The organism is Clostridium sp. YIM B02569, assembly GCF_022320765.1.
GTDB lineage: Bacteria > Bacillota > Clostridia > Clostridiales > Clostridiaceae > Clostridium > Clostridium beijerinckii.
The window spans coordinates 49476-70094 of the sequence record NZ_JAKJJX010000019.1 but is presented as its reverse complement, the minus strand read 5'-3'; the positions used below and the strand labels follow the sequence as shown (position 1 = coordinate 70094).

The window sequence follows — 20619 nt, the reverse complement described above, 5'->3', positions numbered from 1 at the left end:
GTTTCGAAGCCATACTTAGTAACTAAAAATTTCACTTATCAGCATTTTAAGCTTATTAATGCAAAATATATAGAATAAAAATAGGATTAATTTTGTTTTATAAAACAAAATTAATCCTATTTTTGATCAAATAATAAATAACTATTATTTATAAATTATTTATTTTAGACGTTTTAGTTGTATTTTGCAATCAAATTTTATTCTTCTATTTCAATTGCATTTACTGGACAGCTTTCTTCTGCTTCTTTTGCCTCATCTACACAACCTTCTGGAACTTCATCAACTATAGCTCCTGCTTTTCCATCATCTTGCATGTCAAAGCACTCTGGACATATAGATGGACATAATCCGCAAGCTATACAAGTATCTTTATCTACTTTTGGTTTCATGGTTTACTTCATCTCCTCTAATATCAAATTACAAGCTTATTATTTCCCAAGAAATATTAAGTTATGTATATTTAATAATATAATTTAAAATGATGAAATAAATATAGTATAAGGAAAAGAAGTTTTCTTTTAATACAATCCTTCAAATATTAGTGAATATAGCGGATTCTCCTTAACGTATTCCTCTGCTTTTCCTTGCTCCAATGCTTCTGTAAGTTCAATATTAATTGGTAACTCTCCTATTAAATGAATTCCAAGATACTCCGCATTTTCTTCTGATGACTTTCTGCTAAATACTCGTATCTTTTTATCACAATCTGGACAGTTTATATATGCCATGTTCTCTACTACGCCCTTAATCTTCACTCCTATCTTTTGGGCCATAATAACAACTTTCTTGACTATCATGGACACCATATCTTGTGGTGTAGAAACTATTACAATTTCATCAATAGGGAATTCCTGCATTACAGTTAAAGCAATATCTCCTGTACCTGGTGGCATATCTATAAGTAAATAGTCAAGCTCTTCCCAATTAGTTTCTACAAACATCTGCTTTAACACCCCTGTAATTACAGGTCCTCTCCAGATTACAGGTTCATCTTCTACCGCTGTTAAAAGATTCATGGAGATTATTTTTATCCCGCTTTCTGTTTCCACTGGCTCAAATTTTACCATATCATTTTCTAATGGAATTATTTTAGCTCTTTTATTGTTAACCCCAAAAAATCTAGGCATAGATGGACCTGTAATATCTGCATCCAACACTCCTACTTTATATCCCTTCTTAGATAACATACTTGCCATCATTCCAGTTACAGTTGATTTACCAACTCCACCTTTTCCACTTATAATACCTATAACATTTTTAATATTTCCATATCTGGATATTAACTTTAAACTTTCTTCACTACATCCTGTTCCTTTAGATTGACATGTGTCTTTACTTTTACAACTTTCACAACTCATTTATATATGCTCCTTTACTTACCAATCTTGTGGGACCTTATTAGGCTCACTTATTTTAATATCCCAGTCTTTATAATTATATTCTGCCGTTACATAGTAACTTTCAAAGGAATTATCCTTTTTATTATCTACTGTTATTAGTGTTTTGAAAACAGTACTATTATATCCTCTATTTTTTACTTTAATTATTGTATCAAAATCTTCATAATTATTGTTTACTAAATCAACACTAGGTAAAGTTTTGTTCAAACTTTTCTTAAAATCTTCTAAATCCACAGAAAATATGTATTTCAAACAATCTGTATCTCCAGCTATGTTCACTCCAACTTTGTTTCCGTTGGATAAGCTATCTTTTTTCTTATCAATAACTTTTAATATTGATTGATAATATATATAATTAAAGTCTCTTGGCTTTCTTATGAATGAAAGATTTTGCATTATTGTATTCTCTAAATTTTTAGGTACTGAAAATGCCTTATCGTCATCATAAAAGTTTCCTGTCCCATGTTCGTTAGCTCCAACTACATACTGATACTTTCTCACTTCATCTCCGGTACACACCTCAAAAATATAATCTGGATCTAATGAGCTTTTCTTTGAAACTTCACTTCCATCTGATAAAATCTTGTAAATGTCATCTATGGCTTTAGGATCATTAACTACAAACCTAAATCCACTATCTCTAACACTTTGTATAATAATTTTATCCACCTTATTTTGCTTTATATAATCAAATTGTTGATTTTTAAGATTCATTTTAACTTCTATATTATCAATGAAGCTACATCCTGAGAGCATCATACTAGAGACCAATACCAATGGTAAAACTATTGTTAAAAACTTACTATTTCTCACTGTTCTTCTTCGCTCCTTTGAAAATCCTATGGTTATTAAATACAACAATACCAATCACCAAAGTAAATATTGCGATAAATTGTGATGTTGATAGAATCCCGATACTCCCTCTTGGATCATCTCTTAAAAACTCTACTAAAAATCTACCTATACTATATACTATTAAATATAGTCCCACTATCTTTCCTGTTTGTTTTTCTTTCTTACTATAGTACAAAAGTATAAATCCTAGCAAAAAGTCAAATATTGATGAATAAATTTGCGTTGGATGCACGTGTATTCCTGCTGGTGCTAAAGATCCTTTTGGAAATGTAACACCTATTGGTAATTTGGTTTCTGCTCCATAACAACATCCAGCCAGAAAACATCCAATTCTACCAAAACCTTGGGCTATTGCAAGACCTGGAACCGTCATATCCAACATTTCAACAATGTTCCAAGACTTTTTCCTAGAATATAAGTACATAGCCAAGGCTCCTCCACCTATGGCACCATATATAACAAATCCATATCCAAAGTTCAGTAATATGCTTGGCTCTTTAATAATATCTTTAATCTCAGTTAATATAAATAATCCCTTTCCACCAAGCGCTCCACCTATTACAGCTAAAATTACTAAATTTAATAAAGAATCCTCATCATAGCCTTTTTTCTTTCCTTTATTTATAAATATAGCAGCTGCAACTATTATTCCAATTGCAATCATTAATCCATAACTCTTTATTTGTATCCCAAATATCTCAAATAATATTATCCTCATTGCTCGCCTCCAAACGTCAAATAAGTATCAAGGAGAAGCTATTCTGGCCTCTCCTTGATACTTAAATTATAATACTTATGCTTATCCTTGGCAAATCTTATTTAACTCATCAACTCAACATTCACACAATTATATATTTTATATCAAACATATAATGTAGTCTTTTCATATTAACCACTTATAATCCATAAAACTTTATATACAATAAATTGGCTAATTTCAACTTTGAGATGATTTAATACTTGAAATAATCGTATTTAAAATAGTCTTCATATTATCCTTATAATCCTTTGACTTAAGATTAAATAATATCTTTGCTGTTTTACCTTCTCCTAAATTTAGATAATAGCATTCATTGTTAAAATCATATCCATTCTTTACTTTTGTTTCATATTTAACTAATACCCCAGAATTATAGGAATTTTTAAAAGATGTTAATTCTGAATTATAATATTCTAGGCATTGACTATTTAAATCTTTTTCTGCAAACACGTTTATATCCTCTTTGGTATTTACTACTTGCAATAAACCAGTAAGCTTATTATTTTTGTCTTTAAAATCCAATTCATAACTCACATATTGCCCTTTACTTTCTTTTTCCTCCACATTCCATTCACTTGGCAGAGATATAACATATTTATTATCGTCAAAAGAATATTCTTTAAATTTGCTTATCCCCTGATCCATAAGAATTACCTGTTCGAAATTTTCTTTAAAGAAGCCCTGGGTTATGACCAGTATCAACATCAATGATAACAATATTGACGTAACAATCAACTGCTTCTTATTCATAACAATGTTCTCTATCTTGCCGGAATTACGATTGAAGAATTTTTAAAATCATAGAACATCAACCAATATCCTTGGCCATTATTACCATCATTAGTCCATGTTACGAAACCTGTTCTTCCACCATACGGTTGATCATTTTTTTCTTTGCTTCCTGGTATTGCATATATAATATATTGCATTTCTCCATCTTTATTACATTTATATCCTAATAAGAAATGTCCTGTTTTACTAATGTAAGGATAATAATTTAACATTGGATAATATGCTAATGTATATTTGTTATAATTTGAATCATTTGATAAATCTTCTATACCATTTACAATGATTTTATACCACTTACAGAAGTTTATATCATTCAATTTTCCAATAAACGGTTTAAAATCTTGTGCTAACTTCTCAAAATACTTACCTATATCTCCACTTATAGTGAATCCCTGATTTGAGGCATTTTGATTATTATTATTTTCATTTGATGTATCTCCCATATTTAAGTCTAGCTGTCCCATGCCTCCGGTTTCACCGCTAGTCTCTGGCTGTCCCATTGTTCCTGTGTTCATTTGATTCATTCCAGCATTTGATGATGTTTGATCTGTTACAGTATTAGTGCCTGTCTGGTTCATATCTCCTGTGCTAGTCTGATTTGCCGAGTTCCCTGACCATGGTTGCCACATTGTTCCTGCATCAACCTGGCCCATTCCAGTATTTGAGTTACCTTGCTCCATAGACTCCACTGTACCAGTCGTATTCATCGTAGATGTATCATTTGCTCCTGTGGCTCCACCTAAATTTCCTTGTTGAATATTATTTTCATATTCATCGAAATCTATTATGTCCATTCTGTCTGATGTATCCACGTCATTCAATTTATCCAATTTAAAGTTTTCTTCTATTCTCCTAGAGCTAACTTGCACATTATCTATATCCTGATTTTCATTTCTACATTTCTTTTCTAATTTGAATTTCTTCCATTTAGAATTATGATTCTTCTTATCCTTTATAAATCCATATACTATAACATCTTCATACATGTGATGACTTACTTTTAGATCTATTACACCATCATAAGTATCTAATTTCTTAGCTATTTTACCAATAACATCATCTATATCTTCTTCTTTTTCGAAATAGTCATACTTATCATGTTTATCATATTTATCACACTTATTATATTTTTCATCTTTATCCCATTTATCATATTTGTCGTACTTATCATATTTATCCGCTTTATCATATTTGTCATGTTTATCGCACTTATCTTCTTTATCACATTTATCATGTTTATCACACTTATCGTATTTTTCTTCTTTATCGCATTTATCGTGTTTATCACACTTATCATATTTGTCTTCTTTATCACATTTATCGTGTTTATCACACTTATCATATTTACCTTCTTTATCATGCTTATCGCACTTGTCATGTTTATAATCTTTCTCACATTTTTTGCTCTCTTTATTCTTGTTTCTTTCCTCATCTAAATTATCTATAGTTTCAGTTATGTTTTGATGATCTTCTGGAATCCTATTTTGTTTATCTTCAACTTTAGATTCTATGTTCGCTTTAGGTTGAAGATCAATATCATCTTTTTTTCGTTCAACTGATTCATCTTGTAATTTAGGTGCCTTTACTAATTCATCCTCTTTCGTACCTGATTGAGTGATAGTTTTATTTAATGTACTTACAGTCAAATTTTCTTTTTCCTTAGTTTGTAATGTTGTTTTATCAACATATTTCCTAGAATCAGCTTTTATAATCTTAAACTTTCTCCAATTATCAGCAGATTCTTCTCCATTCATAAAACCATGCATTACAAATTCTGTTTCATTATCTTTTACCCTACATATAGCAGCACCAGATATTTTTTCATAAGATATTCCAAGACTAGCTATGTTATTTACATAATATTCTTTGCTAGTATCTCCTTTTCCGACTTCATTTATTGCTAAAGGTCCAATATCAATTAATTGTTTTAAATCCTTCTTACAACATATAAGTACCATGGAATAATTATCTTCCTGCCTAAGATTCTGCGCATAAAATGAGATTTTACACTTATCACCTTTAGCCTCCACCTTAGCATATCCAGACAAAGCTTTATCATTAGATTGAGAATATCCTCTTTCATCTTCTTGTAATATTATAAAGTTTCTATACAATTTGTTGTGTGCCAACCCTATATTCCCTCCACATATATTTATTCCATATAGTATATGTTTGGAAATTAGAATTATGATTTAACTAATACTTTTCTATATTTTCATACTCTATATAGCCCAGCAATTTTAATAGAAACTAAAAAGTAGAGAACGAATAATTCAATAATTACTCATTCTCCACCTTTTAGTTTCTTATATCATATATACAATCTGATAAGGCCGCAAATTCTTCTAATGTTAATGTTTCAGCTCTTCTCTTAGGATCAATTCCTGATTTCTTAAATGCTTCTTCTAATTTCTCTTTATCTACTTTTAATGTTTTTGCTGCATTCCATAAAGTTTTTCTTCTCATATTGAAACCTGCTCTTACAATCTCAAACATAATATTGATATCCTTAGTTTTAACTCTTGGTTCATCTAATCTATCTAGTCTTATTACTATAGATTCAACCTTTGGTCTAGGAATAAAACAAGTTGGTGGTACCTTCCTTATTATGTCTGTATTACAATAATACTGAACTAAAACCGACAATGCACCATATTCCTTACAATTAGGTTCAGCATTAATTCTCTCTGCAACTTCCTTTTGAATCATTATAGTTAATGATTTAAAATTATATCCACCTTTTAGAAGCTTAACTATTATAGGGGTTGTAACATAGTATGGAAGATTTGCTACAAGCTTAACACTTTTCTCATCTCCAATAAGTTCATTAAAATCCACTTTAAGTGCATCTTTATGTATTAAACTAAAATTCTTGTGCTCCCCCAACTCTTGCTCAAGTATCGGAATTAAATCATTATCTAATTCAATAGATGTTACTTTTTTAGCTTTCATCAAAAGTTGAGCGGTAAGCGTACCTACACCTGGTCCAATCTCTATAATAAAATCTTCATTGTTAACTTCTGCTCCATTAACTATATCATCAAGAACAGAATCATCAACCAAGAAATTTTGCCCAAGGCTTTTTGAGAACTTAAAATTATATTTTTTGACTAGTTCCTGAGTTTTTATATCTTTTAAATCCATTTATTTCTTACCTACTTCCAATTGTTTTTCTATTTCTTTTATAGCATTAGTAAATTCTTCTTTAGTTATTCCATAATTATTTAATCTAGAAACCATCTGCGCCGCATTTCCATAACCTATTCCTAATAACTTACCAAGAATATTTCTTCTAATCTTTGAAGTATTATCTCCTGTAAGCTTGAAATAAAACATATCCTGCATAGTAAAAAATGATTGTTTTTCTTCTTGTGTTATCTTTGCCATTTCAAGCGCCTTCAAAATAACTTCTGGGCATGCATTTTCTACTCCAATATCTCCGTTCTTAAGTCCATCTTCTTTTGCAATATATGCATGTTTTATTCCTTTAACTCTTTTTGCTATTATTCTTCTTATTTTTTCCCCTGCAAAATCTGGGTCTGTTAATACAATTACCCCTTTTCTTTTCTGGGCCTCCTGTATTCTTGCTATGACCTTTGCATTTATTCCAAATCCTCCTACAGCGATTATTTCTGCATCTATAGCTTTCTTTACAGCGTCAACGTCATCTCTACCCTCAACGACTATTACTTCTTTTATCAATGTGTTACTTCCTTTCTTTATTAATAATTACTTTATTGCATTCATATATCTATACCATAAAATAGCCTTAAATTTATTTTATCTCATTTCTAATAATATGATAAAACATCCACAAATTCAAAGAAAAAAATAGAGATAACATCTGTTATCTCTTAAAATAGCTTACCATTGCCCTGGGTAAGCAACTACTAATACATCAACTGGTCTTCTTCCCCACGAATCACATTCATTTGACGAATTAAGGTATATGTCAATTCTGTCGCCCTTTATAGCACCACCTGTATCTGATGCAATTGCATATCCATACCCTTCCACATATACTTTACTTCCTAGTGGTATTACGGATGGATCTACTGCAATCGTACTCATACCACCTTGATTTCTAACAGGCGTTCTTCCTGTAGCTGTAGTAGAATGGTTACTATAAGCTGTTGCTGTGCAATTAATCTTTTTCTTATAAGTTATTCTGTCTCCACCTCTGCTTGCGTACACTTGACCAGTTCCTTTGACCACAACTTCATTTTGTGGTTCCAATATGGTTTTAGTACTCTTTACATTACGAGAAATTTCTACCCCATCTTTATATATTATTTGATAAGTAATTTGTTTCTCACCATTAACTCCTTCACTCTTAACCTTCTGAACACTACTGTCCAAATTTTCATCTTTTTCTACAATTGTATCGAAGTTAATTGGCTGTTTTTCGGTGACATCTTTTGTTTCCACTTTGACAAGTTGGACACTTTCGTTACCCTCTAACTTAGACTCTAGGGATGGTGATACTTCATCTACGTCTTTGTCAAATTCTATTCCTTGATCTTTTAATGTATTTTTCTCTGCATCCAGCATATCCTCAACCGTATCCTCTGCCGTTTGCAATTGTACTTCCATTCCACCAGCCTTAATATCTACTGGAACAGCCTTTTTTACTTTAATAGTTTCTTTTTCAGATACTTTGGATTCCAAGGACGGTTGCACTTTATCTTTAGGCGATACTTCTATCCCATTTTCTTGCAACACACCTTTAACAGTCCCCTTGTAAGTGACAAAAGTCGCTTCTTTACCGTCTATACTTATTACGAGCGTTTTTCTTATGCTCATTATAGTCACTGCTGTAACAACTACAAATGCTATCGCAATTGTTCCAATTATAATTTTTGCCTTCGGACCGTTAGAAAAACTTTGCCTAATAAATTGTCTCAATTTTTCTATCATTATTTTCCCTCCTTTGGCAAGAGTGTCTTTTGAATTATATATTAATATTCTAGACTTGTCAAATTAGTAAACTCTTGCAATATAATGAAGCATTGTAATAATGCACTTTGTGCATAAAATATAATATATAAAAATGATAGCGGTATTTAATATTACTTCATTATGAAATTAAAAATTTAATGATATGAAATTATAGAAACATTTATTAAACTTAATGATAATTTCAGTTTAATATTAGATTTACTTTATGTTGAATACAGAAATTATATTTAAAGTGTACATTTAATATTTTACCTTATTTTTCCTTTCTTATCAATCTAAAAAAATTCTCGTTAAATCTCAAATTTGCCTCATAAGGGTCAATATTCTTAATTTCTGCTATCTTAGTTATTATATATTCAATATAGTCTGATTTATTTCTCTTTCCTCTGTTTGGTTCAGGTGCCATATACGGGCAATCAGTTTCTACAAGTATTTTTTCTAAAGGGATTTCTCTAACTACTTCAACAACTTTTTTTGCATTTTTAAATGTAACAACACCTGTTATTCCTATATAATATCCTAGTTTTACGCATTCCCTTGCAAATTCTACACTCCCTGAAAAACAGTGAACTACACCTGTAACTTCTGGGAATTCCTTAATTATTTCTAATGTGTCTTGATGTGCATCTCTATCATGAATAACAACTGGATAATTTAGTTCTTTAGCTAAATTCATATGACTTCTAAATACATCCTTTTGAATATCTTTAGGTGGATTTTCATCCCAATAATAGTCTAATCCAATCTCCCCAATAGCTACTATTTTGTCATTATTCTTAATATAAGATTTAATTTCATCTAGTGTATCGCCTTTCATCTCATTCGCATTTTCCGGATGTATTCCTAAAGCTCCAAAGATAAAATTATGATCTTTAGTTAGTTGATCTGTTGTTTTTAAACTATCATATGATGATGCGCAATTTAGGATTCCAATAACTCCATTTTGATTAATCTCATTTAGCAAGGACTCCCTATCTTCATTAAAAGCTTCATCATCATAATGAGCATGACTATCTATTATTTTAAATTTTTGATTCATAAACCAATATTCCTTTCCTATTAACATTATTTCCAAATTGTCATATTCTAAAACTACTGCATTTAAATTTAGGATTACTTATTTAAATAATAACATAAAATTATTACTTATACCTCTTTATGATAGCTTTACTTAAAACTATATGATCAAATGCAAATCATAGCAATTAAAATAAAAATAAATTCGTAAATACTAATTTTTTTACGAATTTATTATTTGACACTTAAATGACATATTAATGCATTAAAATTAATATTGTAAAGTAGTTAAAGCATTATTATTTACCCCTTTTAACCATTTATTTAGTATGGTTAATGAACGTCTCACTCCCCTAAGTGAGACGTTCTATTTTTTATAATTATCTTACAATGCTACCTGTTGGAATCTCACCTGGATCCACTGCTTTTAATATACTGTCATCATCTGTTGCAGCACATAAAATCATTCCTTGTGATAATTCGCCTCTAAGTTTTACTGGCTTTAAGTTAGCAACTAAAACTACATTTTTACCTACTATTTCTTCTGGTTTATAGAACTTAGATATTCCAGAAACCACTTGTCTTTCTTCTCCACCTAAATCAACTTTTAATTTTAATAGTTTCTTAGCTCCCTTTATTGGTTCACATGCTAATACTTTTACTACTCTTAAATCAACCTTTTCAAAATCATCTATTGTTATTTCTTCTTTTATAGGTGTAATTTCTCTCTTAGCTGGTGTTTGAGCAGCCTTTAAAGCTTCTAATTCTTCTAATTTCTTATCTACATCTATTCTTGGGAATAAGTTGTCAGCCTTTACTACCTTAGTTCCTGCCTTAATTCCATCAAATGACTTTAATGATTCCCATGAAATTTCTGTAGTATTAATTTGCTCATTAATCTTCTTAGATGTTTCTGGCAAGAACGCTGAAATCATTACTGATGCAAATCTTAAGCTTTCGGCTAAATTATAAAGAACTGTTCCAAGTCTAGCCTTTTTACTTTCATCTTTAGCTAATATCCATGGAGTTGTTTCATCTATATATTTGTTTGCTCTTCTTATTAATTCAAAAACATATTCTAAAGCTTGAGGTATATTTAATTCGTTTATTGCCTCCTCAATTTTAGCTGGTGCTGATAATGCTAAATTTATTAATTCATCATCAATAGCTTCTTTTTCATCTTGAGCTGGCATTTCTCCACCAAAATATTTTTCAACCATTGCAACTGTTCTTGATAAAAGATTACCTAAATCATTACAAAGGTCTGAATTTATTTTCTTTATAAATATTTCATTATTAAATAATCCATCTGCTCCAAATGGAATTTCTTTTAATAAATAATATCTTACAGGATCAACTCCAAATTCATTTACAAGAACAACTGGATCTACTACATTACCTTTAGATTTTGACATTTTCCCACCATCAACAAGTAGCCATCCATGACCGAAAACTTGCTTTGGAAGAGGTAGATCTAGCGCCATTAACATTATTGGCCAATAAATAGTATGGAATCTTAAAATATCTTTTCCTATTAGATGTACATCTGCTGGCCAATATTTATTATATAAATCTTTATTTTCTTGGCCATATCCAAGGGCAGTAATATAGTTTGATAATGCATCAATCCAAACATATACAACATGACTTTCATCAAAAGTTACAGGTACTCCCCAGTTGAAGCTTGTTCTTGAAACACAAAGATCTTGAAGACCTGGTTTTAAGAAATTATTTAGCATTTCATTTTTTCTTGATTCTGGTTGAATGAACTCTGGATGGTCTTCAATATATTTAATTAATTTATCAGCATACTTGCTCATCTTGAAGAAATATGCTTCTTCCTTTGATTTCTCAACTGGTCTTCCGCAATCAGGACAGTTTCCATTAACTAATTGCGTATCAGTCCAAAAAGATTCACAAGGCGTGCAATACCACCCTTCATAAGAACTCTTATATATATCTCCTTGATCATATAATCTCTTAAATATGTCTTGAACAGCTTTAATATGATAATCATCAGTAGTTCTAATGAACTTATCATAACTTATATTCATCATGCTCCAAAGATCCTTAATACCAGCAACAACTTCATCTACGTGTTGTTTTGGTGTTATTCCTTTTTCTTCAGCTATTCTTTGGATCTTTTGACCATGTTCATCTGTTCCTGTTAAGAACATTACATCATAGCCTGTTAATCTCTTAAATCTTGCTAAAGCATCAGCAGCTACAGTTGTATAGGTATTACCTATATGAAGCTTTGTTGATGGATAATAAATTGGTGTCGTAATATAATATGTTTTTTTACAATCTGTACACATTATTTGTGTCCTCCTTATATTAAAGCAATTATTTATTGCTATTTTTCTATCATAATATTAATTTTTACCTTCTATATATTGTGTCATAACATATCCAGCCCGCATTTTTCAAGCATATTCTTCAGAATATTAGAATATTAGAATATTAGAATATATATTCTAAAGATTATTATCGTCTTCATGTTTTTATCTTCAAATTATCTTGGCTCTATCTTTTAATCTTTTCATAAGCACAAAAAAATCTCTATATAAGTATTAAAACCTATATAGAGACGTATTATACGTGTTACCACTCTAATTCTTATTTACCTCACAGCAAATAACTCAGTAGGTGACCAACATCACCCTGCAATATAACGGTCGCTTCCGTATTTCCCTAACCAAATAATTTTGACTCAGGAAACATGCTCTGAGACCATCTTCATAAAATTCACAAACGCTAACTTTCAGCATATATTAGCTCTCTTATGGAATGATTCTTTTACTACTCTTCTCTTCATAGCATTCTATTTAATTATTAGTAGTTTACTTAAGAGACTATCTTCTTTCAATATTATATGCAAAATTTTAACCTATAATATATATTAATCCCCAAATTATTTACATTATACTATTTGTTGCTCTCAAGTGCAATAACCTATTTATAATGTTTAAATTATATTTCCTTAGTTGATTCCTTAAGAAATTGTTTTTCACTATCACTCAAGAATGGACTTAATTTATCATAAGTCTCTTTATGATAATTATTTAGCCATTCTTTTTCATCCTCTGTCAGCAATTGAACATTAATTCCATCTAAGTCTATTGGACAATATGACATGGTTTCGAATTTATAAAATTCTCCAAACTCAGCATTTCTTTCGTCCTCAACAACTAGCATAATATTTTCTGTCCTTATTCCATGTTTGCCTTCTCTATATATTCCTGGCTCATTAGTTAATATCATTCCCGGTTCTAATTCTATTGTATTCGGTACTGGCCTTATTGTTTGTGGACCTTCGTGAACACTTAAGCAGAATCCAACCCCATGACCTGTTCCACATTTGTAATCTATTCCTTCTTCCCATAAAACTCTTCTACTTAAAATATCTATATTGGATCCTGTAGTTCCTTTTAAAAATTTTGCTTTCATAAGGTTGATATGTGCTTTTAGAACCAGCGTAAAATCTCGTTTTTCTTCTTCAGTTAATTTTCCCAAAACAATGCTACGTGTTATATCTGTAGTCCCATCAAAATATTGTCCACCGCTATCGACTAACAATATTCCTTCTTTTTCTAACTTATATGCACTTTCTTCTGTTGCAGAATAATGCATCATCGCTGCATGTTCTTTATATCCTGCAATTGTTCCAAAGCTTTCCTCAATAAATAAATCTCCTTGACTCCTAAAATCACATAACTTTTCCGCTAAGGTGATCTCTGTTATATCTTCCTTATCTAGACCTTCTTTGATCCACTTAATAAACCTTACCATTGCAACTCCATCTTTAAGTTGACAATTTTTAAGATTTTCTATTTCCTTCTTATTCTTTATGGCCTTTAATTTTGTAGTTATATTTATTTCTTCTATCTTCTTTATTCTTTTATTAATCTGATTGTATATATACGCACTTATTTTACTTGGGTCTAATATAACACTATCTTGTACTTCTTTTATATCTTCAAATATATCCTCATAATTTTTTATTATTATGCCTTCTTTAGTTAATGTTTTTTCATCAGCAGATGATATCTTTTCTCCATCTATGTATAGCATAGCTTTCTCTTCATCAATTAATGCATATGCTAAAGTTACTGGTGTATACTTTACATCATTTCCTCTAATATTAAAAATCCATGCTATATCATCTAATGATGATATTATATATGACTTTCCACATAGCTTTTTCATTTCATTTCTTACTTCTTGAATCTTTTCATTTGCGGTTTTTCCGCAATACTTTACTTCATGCAAAAAAACTTTTTCTTTGGGCATTTTAGGCTTATCTTCCCATACTTCTTCAATTAAGTCTTTATTCATTACTATGTTTATATTTTTATTTTCTTTTATTTTTAGAATTTCTTTATATTGATTAACCGATAATACTCTTCCATCAAAACCTAAAGTTTGGCCATCCATCATATTTTCCATCAACCACTCTTCTAAAGTCGGCCATCCAGGAATTCTCATCTTAAAAAGCTCTACTCCAGAATCTTTTAATTGTTCATTGGCTTGTATAAAGTATCTTCCATCTGTCCATAGTATTGCTTTTTCCATTCCGATCAATGCTGTTCCTGCTGAACCAGTAAATCCTGTTATATATGCTCTAGACTTAAAACATTCAGCCACATATTCACTTTGATGAAAATCTTCACTTGGCACTATATAATAATCTATATTCTCTTTTTTCATTATTTCTCTTAATTTTTGTATTCTTTCTGATACTCTCATATTTATTCCCTCTTTTAAATATATTTTTTAAGAACGTCATAAGACCTAATAAGTAAACACATATATGTATCTTAATCTTATTAGGTTCTTATTTTGGCAACAATATATTATTTCATGAATTCTTCGATTTCATCAATTTCCTTAATCATGTTCTTAGTTAAAACTTCACATCCATCTTTAGTAACTAAAATATCATCTTCAATTCTTATGCCTATATTTTCTTCAGCTATATATATACCTGGTTCCACTGTAAATACCATTCCTTCTGCAAATGTAAATTCTCTACCAAGTATACCTAAATCATGAGTATCTAGGCCTAAACTGTGACCTATTTTATGCCAATAATATCTGTTAACTTCTGATTTCTCTTTTATAAGCCCTAATCCAATACATTCTTGTGCAATTAAATCTTTAGCCCATACATTTAATTCTCTTGAATCCACTCCAGGCTTTATTCTTTCAATTACTGCTTTATTAACTCTAAGTACAGCTTCATAAACTTCCTTTTGTCTTTGAGTGAACTTACCATTTATAGGGAATGCCCTTGTTATATCTGCATTATATAAATTCCATTGAGCTCCAAGATCAAATAGAATTAAATCTCCATCTTTTAACTCACTGCTATTATCTACATAATGAAGTATTGTTGCATTTTTCCCTGCTGCTGCTATTGTTCTAAAAGCATAATCTTTAACGCCTCTTGTTTTGCATTCAAAATCAAAATAAGCCTCGATTTCATATTCCTTCATTCCAGCCTTCACATTTTTCATTAAAGACTTTACACCTTCAATAGTTATTTCTATTGCTTTCCTCATTTCTTTTATCTCATTCTCAGACTTAACCATTCTTAGAGGTGCAATTATACTTGTAAAATTCTTTATATTAATATGTGGATACTTACTAATAATCTCTTTTGCAAATCTATTTGATACAGAATCACTTTCTTCAAACTCTTCTCTATCCAAATCTAGATACAAATTAACTTTTTCTTTTCCCTTTATTAATACATTTAGGTAGGAAGTAAACTCCTTCATATAAGATACATCATTTATTCCAGATATCTCTTTTCCCTCAAAATCTCTTAATGTTTTTCCACTCCACATTTCTTTATCCAAATCTAAATCTGTCAAAAATAACTTTTCACTTACTATATTATTATATTTAGATAATACAACCAAATGTCCGTCTTCTTGTATTCCTGTTAAATAATAAAAGTTCTTATCTGGAGTAAATTGATAGAATTCATCTCCAGTCTTTTTAGCTGGTTTACCTGCAAATAATATCATTACTGAATTATCTTCTACACTATTCATAAGTTTGCTTCTGTTTTCTATATAAGTATCTTTATTCATAATTTAGCCTCTTTTCTACTATTAAAATATATTCCTATGTTAATATAATACTCCAATGATTCTAACTAATAAATATTCTGACTAACAAATTTTATCAAATAATTAAACTTGTTATTTTAAAAATATATATTTACCATAAATATAGCCATAATTATTGCTGTTGCATCAGCAAATACTGCTGCCCATAAAGTATGCCTTATCTTTTTTACCTTAATTGCTCCAAAATACACTGTAATTGTATAAAATATAGTTTCTGTGCTTCCCATTACAACTGACGCTATAAGACCTGTTCTTGTATCTGGTCCTAAACTTTTTATTATATCTGTAAACACACCAATTGCACCACTTCCTGACAGTGGTTTTATTATTAGTAATGGTATTAGATCTTTAGGTAATCCTATTAAATTTGCAAGTGGAGCAATTAGATTATTTAGTAAATCCATTAATTTTGCCTCTCTAAATACTTGCACTGCAATTATCATAGCTAAAAGATATGGAAATATTCTTAAGGTTACCATCAATCCGTCCTTAGCACCCTCTATAAACCATTCATAAACCTTTCTTCCTTTGAACATACCATATGTTATTATAAGTAAAAATATTATTGGTATTATGCTTTTACTTAAGTAATTAAACATAATTCTATAATCCTCCTTGAAGCATTTCTAATTAAATTCTAGTGTTGAGATTTCTAAAAATATTTCTGTAATATCTTGCAGCATATTACTCCAACTATTGCAGCTGTTGCCGTTGATGCTATCGTTGGCAATATTATTATTCCAGGATTAACCGAGTTACATGCTGCTCTTATAGATATTATCGTCGATGGAACTAACTGTATACATGTAGCATTTAAGACAAGAAAAAGCGCCATATCATTTGAGGCTGTTTCTTTATCTGAATTAAGTCTATCCATTTCTTCCATCGCCTTTATTCCAAAAGGGGTTGCTGCATTTGACAATCCCATCATATTAGCCGTAAGATTCATAACAATAGCACCTAAAGCCCTTTCATCCTTTGCAGCCTCTTTAAAAATTCTTTTAAGAATAGGCTTTAATAACTTTGATAATTTTTCAGTGAGTCCGCTATTTTCCGCAACCTTCATAACTCCACACCAAAAGCACATTATTCCTGTAAGTTCAATTATAAAAGTTACAGTATTACCTGACGAACTAATTATTGCTTTGGAAATAAGCTCTCCATTTCCAGTCAATAATCCAACTAGAATTCCAAAAAATATTAGAAAAAACCAAATATAATTTATCATATTCTCCCCCATAGTATAGTTATTCTTTACATTTATATTCCTTGCACTTATTTTTTAGTAGTGATAGGATATAATTACTAAACATAATTATATTATTTTAAGGAGAATTTTTATGAACGATTCAAATTTAAAGATAGCTCAACAAGATGTAGAAGAAGCTCTAAAGACTGTAGAAGACATGGAAAAAGTTATAAGCAATGATGAACCGTCAAAAGAACAGTTAAAAGAAAAGTTTATTTGTTTATCAAATAGAGTTCAGAAATTAGAAGATATTCTAAAAAACGAAGGAATCCTTTAAATAAAATAGGTATGTCTCAATATATTAAAAACTACATTGAGGCATACCTATTCTTTTAATTTTCTAAAATAACTTTTTGTTCTTTTCCATTTCCCATTAAATCCTTTGATGTCTTAACAAATACGATGAGTGTAATTATAACTGATAGTATATCAGATGTTGCTCCTGCGATCCATACTCCATCTAATCCTTTGAACCTTGGAATTATTATAAGACATGGAATTAATATTATCACCTGTCTCAATAAGCTTAAAAACATCGATATTTTTACTCTTCCTATTGATTGAAAGAAATTCGTAATTATAATTTGTGCTCCTATAAATGGCAGCATAATTAAAAATATTCTCATTCCATGAGCAGTTACTTCTATAAGCGATGATTCATTATTAAAAATCTTAACTAATGTTTCTGGAATTCCCTCAATTATTATAAATCCTATTACCACTATTATTGTAGCTATAATAACCCCGTATTTTACCGCTTGCTTAACTCTATCATATTTTCTAGCGCCAAAATTATAACCGATTATAGGCTGAAGTCCCTGATTTAATCCAAATATAGGCATTAAAAATATCATAGCTAAGCTGTTCACTATAGTCATTGCTCCTACAGCTAAATCACCACCATATGACTGCAATGAATTATTAGTTATCACTTGAACTGCACTTTGTGCAAGCTGCATGCTAAATGGACTGACCCCTATAGCAAAAATACTTAAAACTGCGTCCTTCTCCAATTTTAAATTTTTCCTTCTTATCTTAAGTACACTAGATCCCTTTGTGAAATAATATAAAATCCATATACTGCTTATTGTCTGCGCAACAACAGTTCCAAGGGCTCCTCCTTTAACTCCAAGACCTAAACCGAATATAAATATTGGATCTAAGATGATGTTTATAATAGCACTCATTAGCATAGACGCCATTGCTATTTTGGGGCTTCCATCACTTCTAATTGAATGATTCAAACCGAAACTCATCAAATTAAATATGCAACCGCTAATAATTACCCTTATAAAATCTTCACCATAACCTATAATATTTTCACTCGCTCCAAATGCTTTCAAAAGCGGATTAGCAAATATATGACCAAACAACGTTAACAATACACCAATTATTATTATTAATGTAAACGCATTTCCTAGAAGCCTTTCTGCCCCTTCCTTATCATGCTCTCCAAGCTTTATTGACACTTTTGTAGCTGTACCTATTCCGATTAACATACCAAATGCTAAAATTATAAACATTATTGGCATTGTAATTCCAACACCAGCCATGGCGAGTTCACCTATGCCTTCTATATGCCCAATAAATATTCTATCTATTATGTTATATAATGTATTAACTAACATTCCTATAATTGCAGGGATTGAAAACTCAAGCAACAATTTCCCTACACCCATTTCTCCTAATCTATTCTGCTTATTCATGAATATCCTCCTTATTAATTAAAGAACTCTTAGATAACTTATTCAACAAATTCATTAATTCTTGAGATTCTTCATCAGTAAAACACATTCTAATCTCAGATTCCCATTCATTCATTATAGAATATACATCATCTTTAATTTGTTCTGCTTTCTCAGTTAGTTCCAATCTATATGCACGCTTATCACTTTCTTTTTTTATTCTACTTACATAACCTTCATCCTCTAATTTCTTTATTGCCCTAGCTGTTGTCGCTTTATCTAATCTAACCTTTTTCGTCAATTCTTCTTGTGTTATACCATCATTTTCATAAAGATTTAAAAGAAATAAGTACTGACCAGCCCCTATCCCAAATTTACTAAATCTCTTGCCAAAGTACATATAGCTAGATCTATGTATTTCACCAATATACTTACCTATATGCTGATAGCAATCCATATTACTTCTCCCCTATCTTAATCATATTAATATAGTATTAACAATAATCATATTTCATATCCAAATAATTACATACAAATTATATTAACACAAGTTAGTTGTATATGCAACTAATTACAACTTTAACGCTAATAAAGGACTACTCCCAAATAGCTTTAAACTATCTTGAAGTAGTCCTCTATAAACATATACATTTAATCTTTATACTAACTAAACATAAAATTTAATTATTTTTCTATTAAACTGTACTTTCTCTTTCAACTAGCTGATGTTCTAAAACATAATGTGGCTCATCTAGCTCTTTCTTATTTAAAAGTTTTATAAGCATTCTCATAGCAACAGATCCCATATCATAAGTTGGTTGAGAAATTGTTGTGATCTTTGGATAGAAAATTGAAGCTGCAAAATTATCATTAAATCCAATTACACTTACATCTTTTGGAATATCTAAGTTATTATCTCTTAGTGCATTAATTGCGCCCATTGCAATATCATCAGAAGCACATACAACACCTCTAAATTTCTTATTTTGCTTTATGAACTTTTGTATGCCTTCGTATCCACTCTTTACTTTCATTGAGCTTAGATGAACTAGTTCAGGATCTATTTCTATTCCTGATTCCTTCATTGCATTTTCATAACCAACGTATCTATCACCCCAAGCATTTTTGCTCTCTTTTTCAGCTCCTATAAAGGCAATTTCTTTTATTCCCTTTTCAATTAATAACTTTGTACTATCATAGCTAGCTTTAACATTATCAATTGTTACACTTGGTAGAACTCCTTCTTTATCCTTAGTTTCAACTAAAACAGTTTTTATATCTAATTCATTGATTAGTTCTAATATTTCTTCATTAAGAGAACTACTCATATAAATTACACCATCAACCATTTTTTCTCTAAGTACCCTTAAGTACTCTTTTTCCTTTTCTATATCAAGGTCTGAATTACAAAGTATTATATTGTAATCGTATATATTTGAAACATCTTCAGCACCTCTTACAATTTCTGGGTAAAACTGGTTTGATATATCAGGAAGTAAAATTCCTATTGTCTTTGTTCTTTGAGTTTTTAAACTTCTTGCAACTATATTTGGTCTGTATCCAAGCTTTTTTATTGCATCTAAAACTTTCTTCTTAGTATCTTCGTTTACTACATCGATATCATTTAAAACTCTAGAAACGGTTGCAATTGATACTCCTGCTTCTTTTGCAACATCCTTAATAGAAGTAGCCATTATTATTCCTCCTTTGAATTTTTCTAGATAATCTCATTATACTAACATATTGCCTTATAAATCAACAT

The 20619-nt window shown here is 30.1% G+C and carries 19 protein-coding genes and 1 other annotated feature; of the genes, 1 reads left to right on the top strand and 18 read right to left on the bottom strand.

All coding sequences use genetic code 11. From position 1 onward, the window contains the following. Positions 1-197: 197 nt before the first annotated feature. The 15 genes from L3B96_RS17325 to L3B96_RS17255 all read right to left on the bottom strand — a co-directional run bounded on the left by L3B96_RS17325 (position 198) and on the right by L3B96_RS17255 (position 17151). Positions 198-389 (bottom strand): ferredoxin, encoded by a 192-nt coding sequence (locus L3B96_RS17325; RefSeq protein ID WP_011967430.1) that lies wholly within the window; start codon positions 387-389, stop codon positions 198-200. A 129-nt stretch (positions 390-518) separates the two neighbouring features. Beyond that, positions 519-1358 carry an Mrp/NBP35 family ATP-binding protein gene (locus tag L3B96_RS17320; RefSeq protein ID WP_238948188.1) on the bottom strand — a complete coding sequence of 280 codons (840 nt, stop codon included), beginning with the start codon at positions 1356-1358 and terminating at the stop codon, positions 519-521. 18 nt (positions 1359-1376) lie between these two features. Next, a complete protein-coding gene (locus tag L3B96_RS17315; protein ID WP_011967428.1) occupies positions 1377-2213 on the bottom strand; it encodes a hypothetical protein in 837 nt (278 codons plus the stop codon). Continuing rightward, positions 2203-2973 (bottom strand): prolipoprotein diacylglyceryl transferase, encoded by a 771-nt coding sequence (locus tag L3B96_RS17310; RefSeq protein ID WP_077854027.1) that lies wholly within the window; start codon positions 2971-2973, stop codon positions 2203-2205. The genes L3B96_RS17315 and L3B96_RS17310 overlap by 11 nt, the downstream gene beginning before the upstream one ends. Positions 2974-3192: 219 nt before the next feature. Continuing rightward, positions 3193-3765 (bottom strand): hypothetical protein, encoded by a 573-nt coding sequence (locus tag L3B96_RS17305; protein WP_011967426.1) that lies wholly within the window; start codon positions 3763-3765, stop codon positions 3193-3195. A gap of 11 nt (positions 3766-3776) precedes the next feature. After that, positions 3777-5936 carry a hypothetical protein gene (locus tag L3B96_RS17300; RefSeq protein ID WP_238948187.1) on the bottom strand — a complete coding sequence of 720 codons (2160 nt, stop codon included), beginning with the start codon at positions 5934-5936 and terminating at the stop codon, positions 3777-3779. Between the two features lie 169 nt (positions 5937-6105). Further along, positions 6106-6951 (bottom strand): 16S rRNA (adenine(1518)-N(6)/adenine(1519)-N(6))-dimethyltransferase RsmA, encoded by an 846-nt coding sequence (gene rsmA, locus L3B96_RS17295; RefSeq protein ID WP_011967424.1) that lies wholly within the window; start codon positions 6949-6951, stop codon positions 6106-6108. Continuing rightward, positions 6952-7509, bottom strand: coding sequence for a ribonuclease M5 (gene rnmV / locus L3B96_RS17290; protein ID WP_238948186.1), 558 nt, complete (start codon positions 7507-7509; stop codon positions 6952-6954). Between the two features lie 162 nt (positions 7510-7671). After that, positions 7672-8724, bottom strand: coding sequence for a 3D domain-containing protein (locus L3B96_RS17285; protein ID WP_011967422.1), 1053 nt, complete (start codon positions 8722-8724; stop codon positions 7672-7674). 295 nt (positions 8725-9019) lie between these two features. Beyond that, positions 9020-9805, bottom strand: a complete 786-nt coding sequence (locus tag L3B96_RS17280; RefSeq protein ID WP_026015684.1) for a TatD family hydrolase — start codon at positions 9803-9805, stop codon at positions 9020-9022. Between the two features lie 358 nt (positions 9806-10163). After that, a complete protein-coding gene (gene metG, locus L3B96_RS17275; protein ID WP_238948185.1) occupies positions 10164-12101 on the bottom strand; it encodes a methionine--tRNA ligase in 1938 nt (645 codons plus the stop codon). A gap of 265 nt (positions 12102-12366) precedes the next feature. Next, positions 12367-12610, bottom strand: a binding site (T-box leader). 146 nt (positions 12611-12756) lie between these two features. Next, on the bottom strand, positions 12757-14532 hold the full coding sequence (locus tag L3B96_RS17270; RefSeq protein ID WP_238948184.1) for an aminopeptidase P family protein: 1776 nt from the start codon (positions 14530-14532) through the stop codon (positions 12757-12759). A 107-nt stretch (positions 14533-14639) separates the two neighbouring features. After that, positions 14640-15884 carry an aminopeptidase P family protein gene (locus tag L3B96_RS17265; protein WP_238948183.1) on the bottom strand — a complete coding sequence of 415 codons (1245 nt, stop codon included), beginning with the start codon at positions 15882-15884 and terminating at the stop codon, positions 14640-14642. Between the two features lie 116 nt (positions 15885-16000). Next, entirely contained in the window at positions 16001-16522 is a 522-nt protein-coding gene (locus tag L3B96_RS17260; protein WP_238948182.1) for a nucleoside recognition domain-containing protein, read from the bottom strand. Positions 16523-16575: 53 nt separating this feature from the next. Beyond that, positions 16576-17151, bottom strand: a complete 576-nt coding sequence (locus tag L3B96_RS17255; protein WP_023975936.1) for a nucleoside recognition domain-containing protein — start codon at positions 17149-17151, stop codon at positions 16576-16578. Positions 17152-17263: 112 nt separating this feature from the next. Here L3B96_RS17255 and L3B96_RS17250 point away from each other — a divergent pair, with 112 nt between their 5' ends. Next, positions 17264-17449, top strand: coding sequence for a hypothetical protein (locus L3B96_RS17250; RefSeq protein ID WP_011967415.1), 186 nt, complete (start codon positions 17264-17266; stop codon positions 17447-17449). Positions 17450-17504: 55 nt separating this feature from the next. On the opposite strand, the gene L3B96_RS17245 is transcribed toward L3B96_RS17250, so the two are convergent. From L3B96_RS17245 to L3B96_RS17235, 3 genes are all read right to left on the bottom strand, one after another. Beyond that, on the bottom strand, positions 17505-18878 hold the full coding sequence (locus L3B96_RS17245) for an MATE family efflux transporter (RefSeq protein ID WP_011967414.1): 1374 nt from the start codon (positions 18876-18878) through the stop codon (positions 17505-17507). Beyond that, positions 18871-19314, bottom strand: a complete 444-nt coding sequence (locus L3B96_RS17240; protein ID WP_077854034.1) for a MarR family transcriptional regulator — start codon at positions 19312-19314, stop codon at positions 18871-18873. The genes L3B96_RS17245 and L3B96_RS17240 overlap by 8 nt, the downstream gene beginning before the upstream one ends. A gap of 238 nt (positions 19315-19552) precedes the next feature. Beyond that, positions 19553-20551, bottom strand: a complete 999-nt coding sequence (locus L3B96_RS17235; protein WP_011967412.1) for a LacI family DNA-binding transcriptional regulator — start codon at positions 20549-20551, stop codon at positions 19553-19555. Positions 20552-20619: the final 68 nt, after the last annotated feature.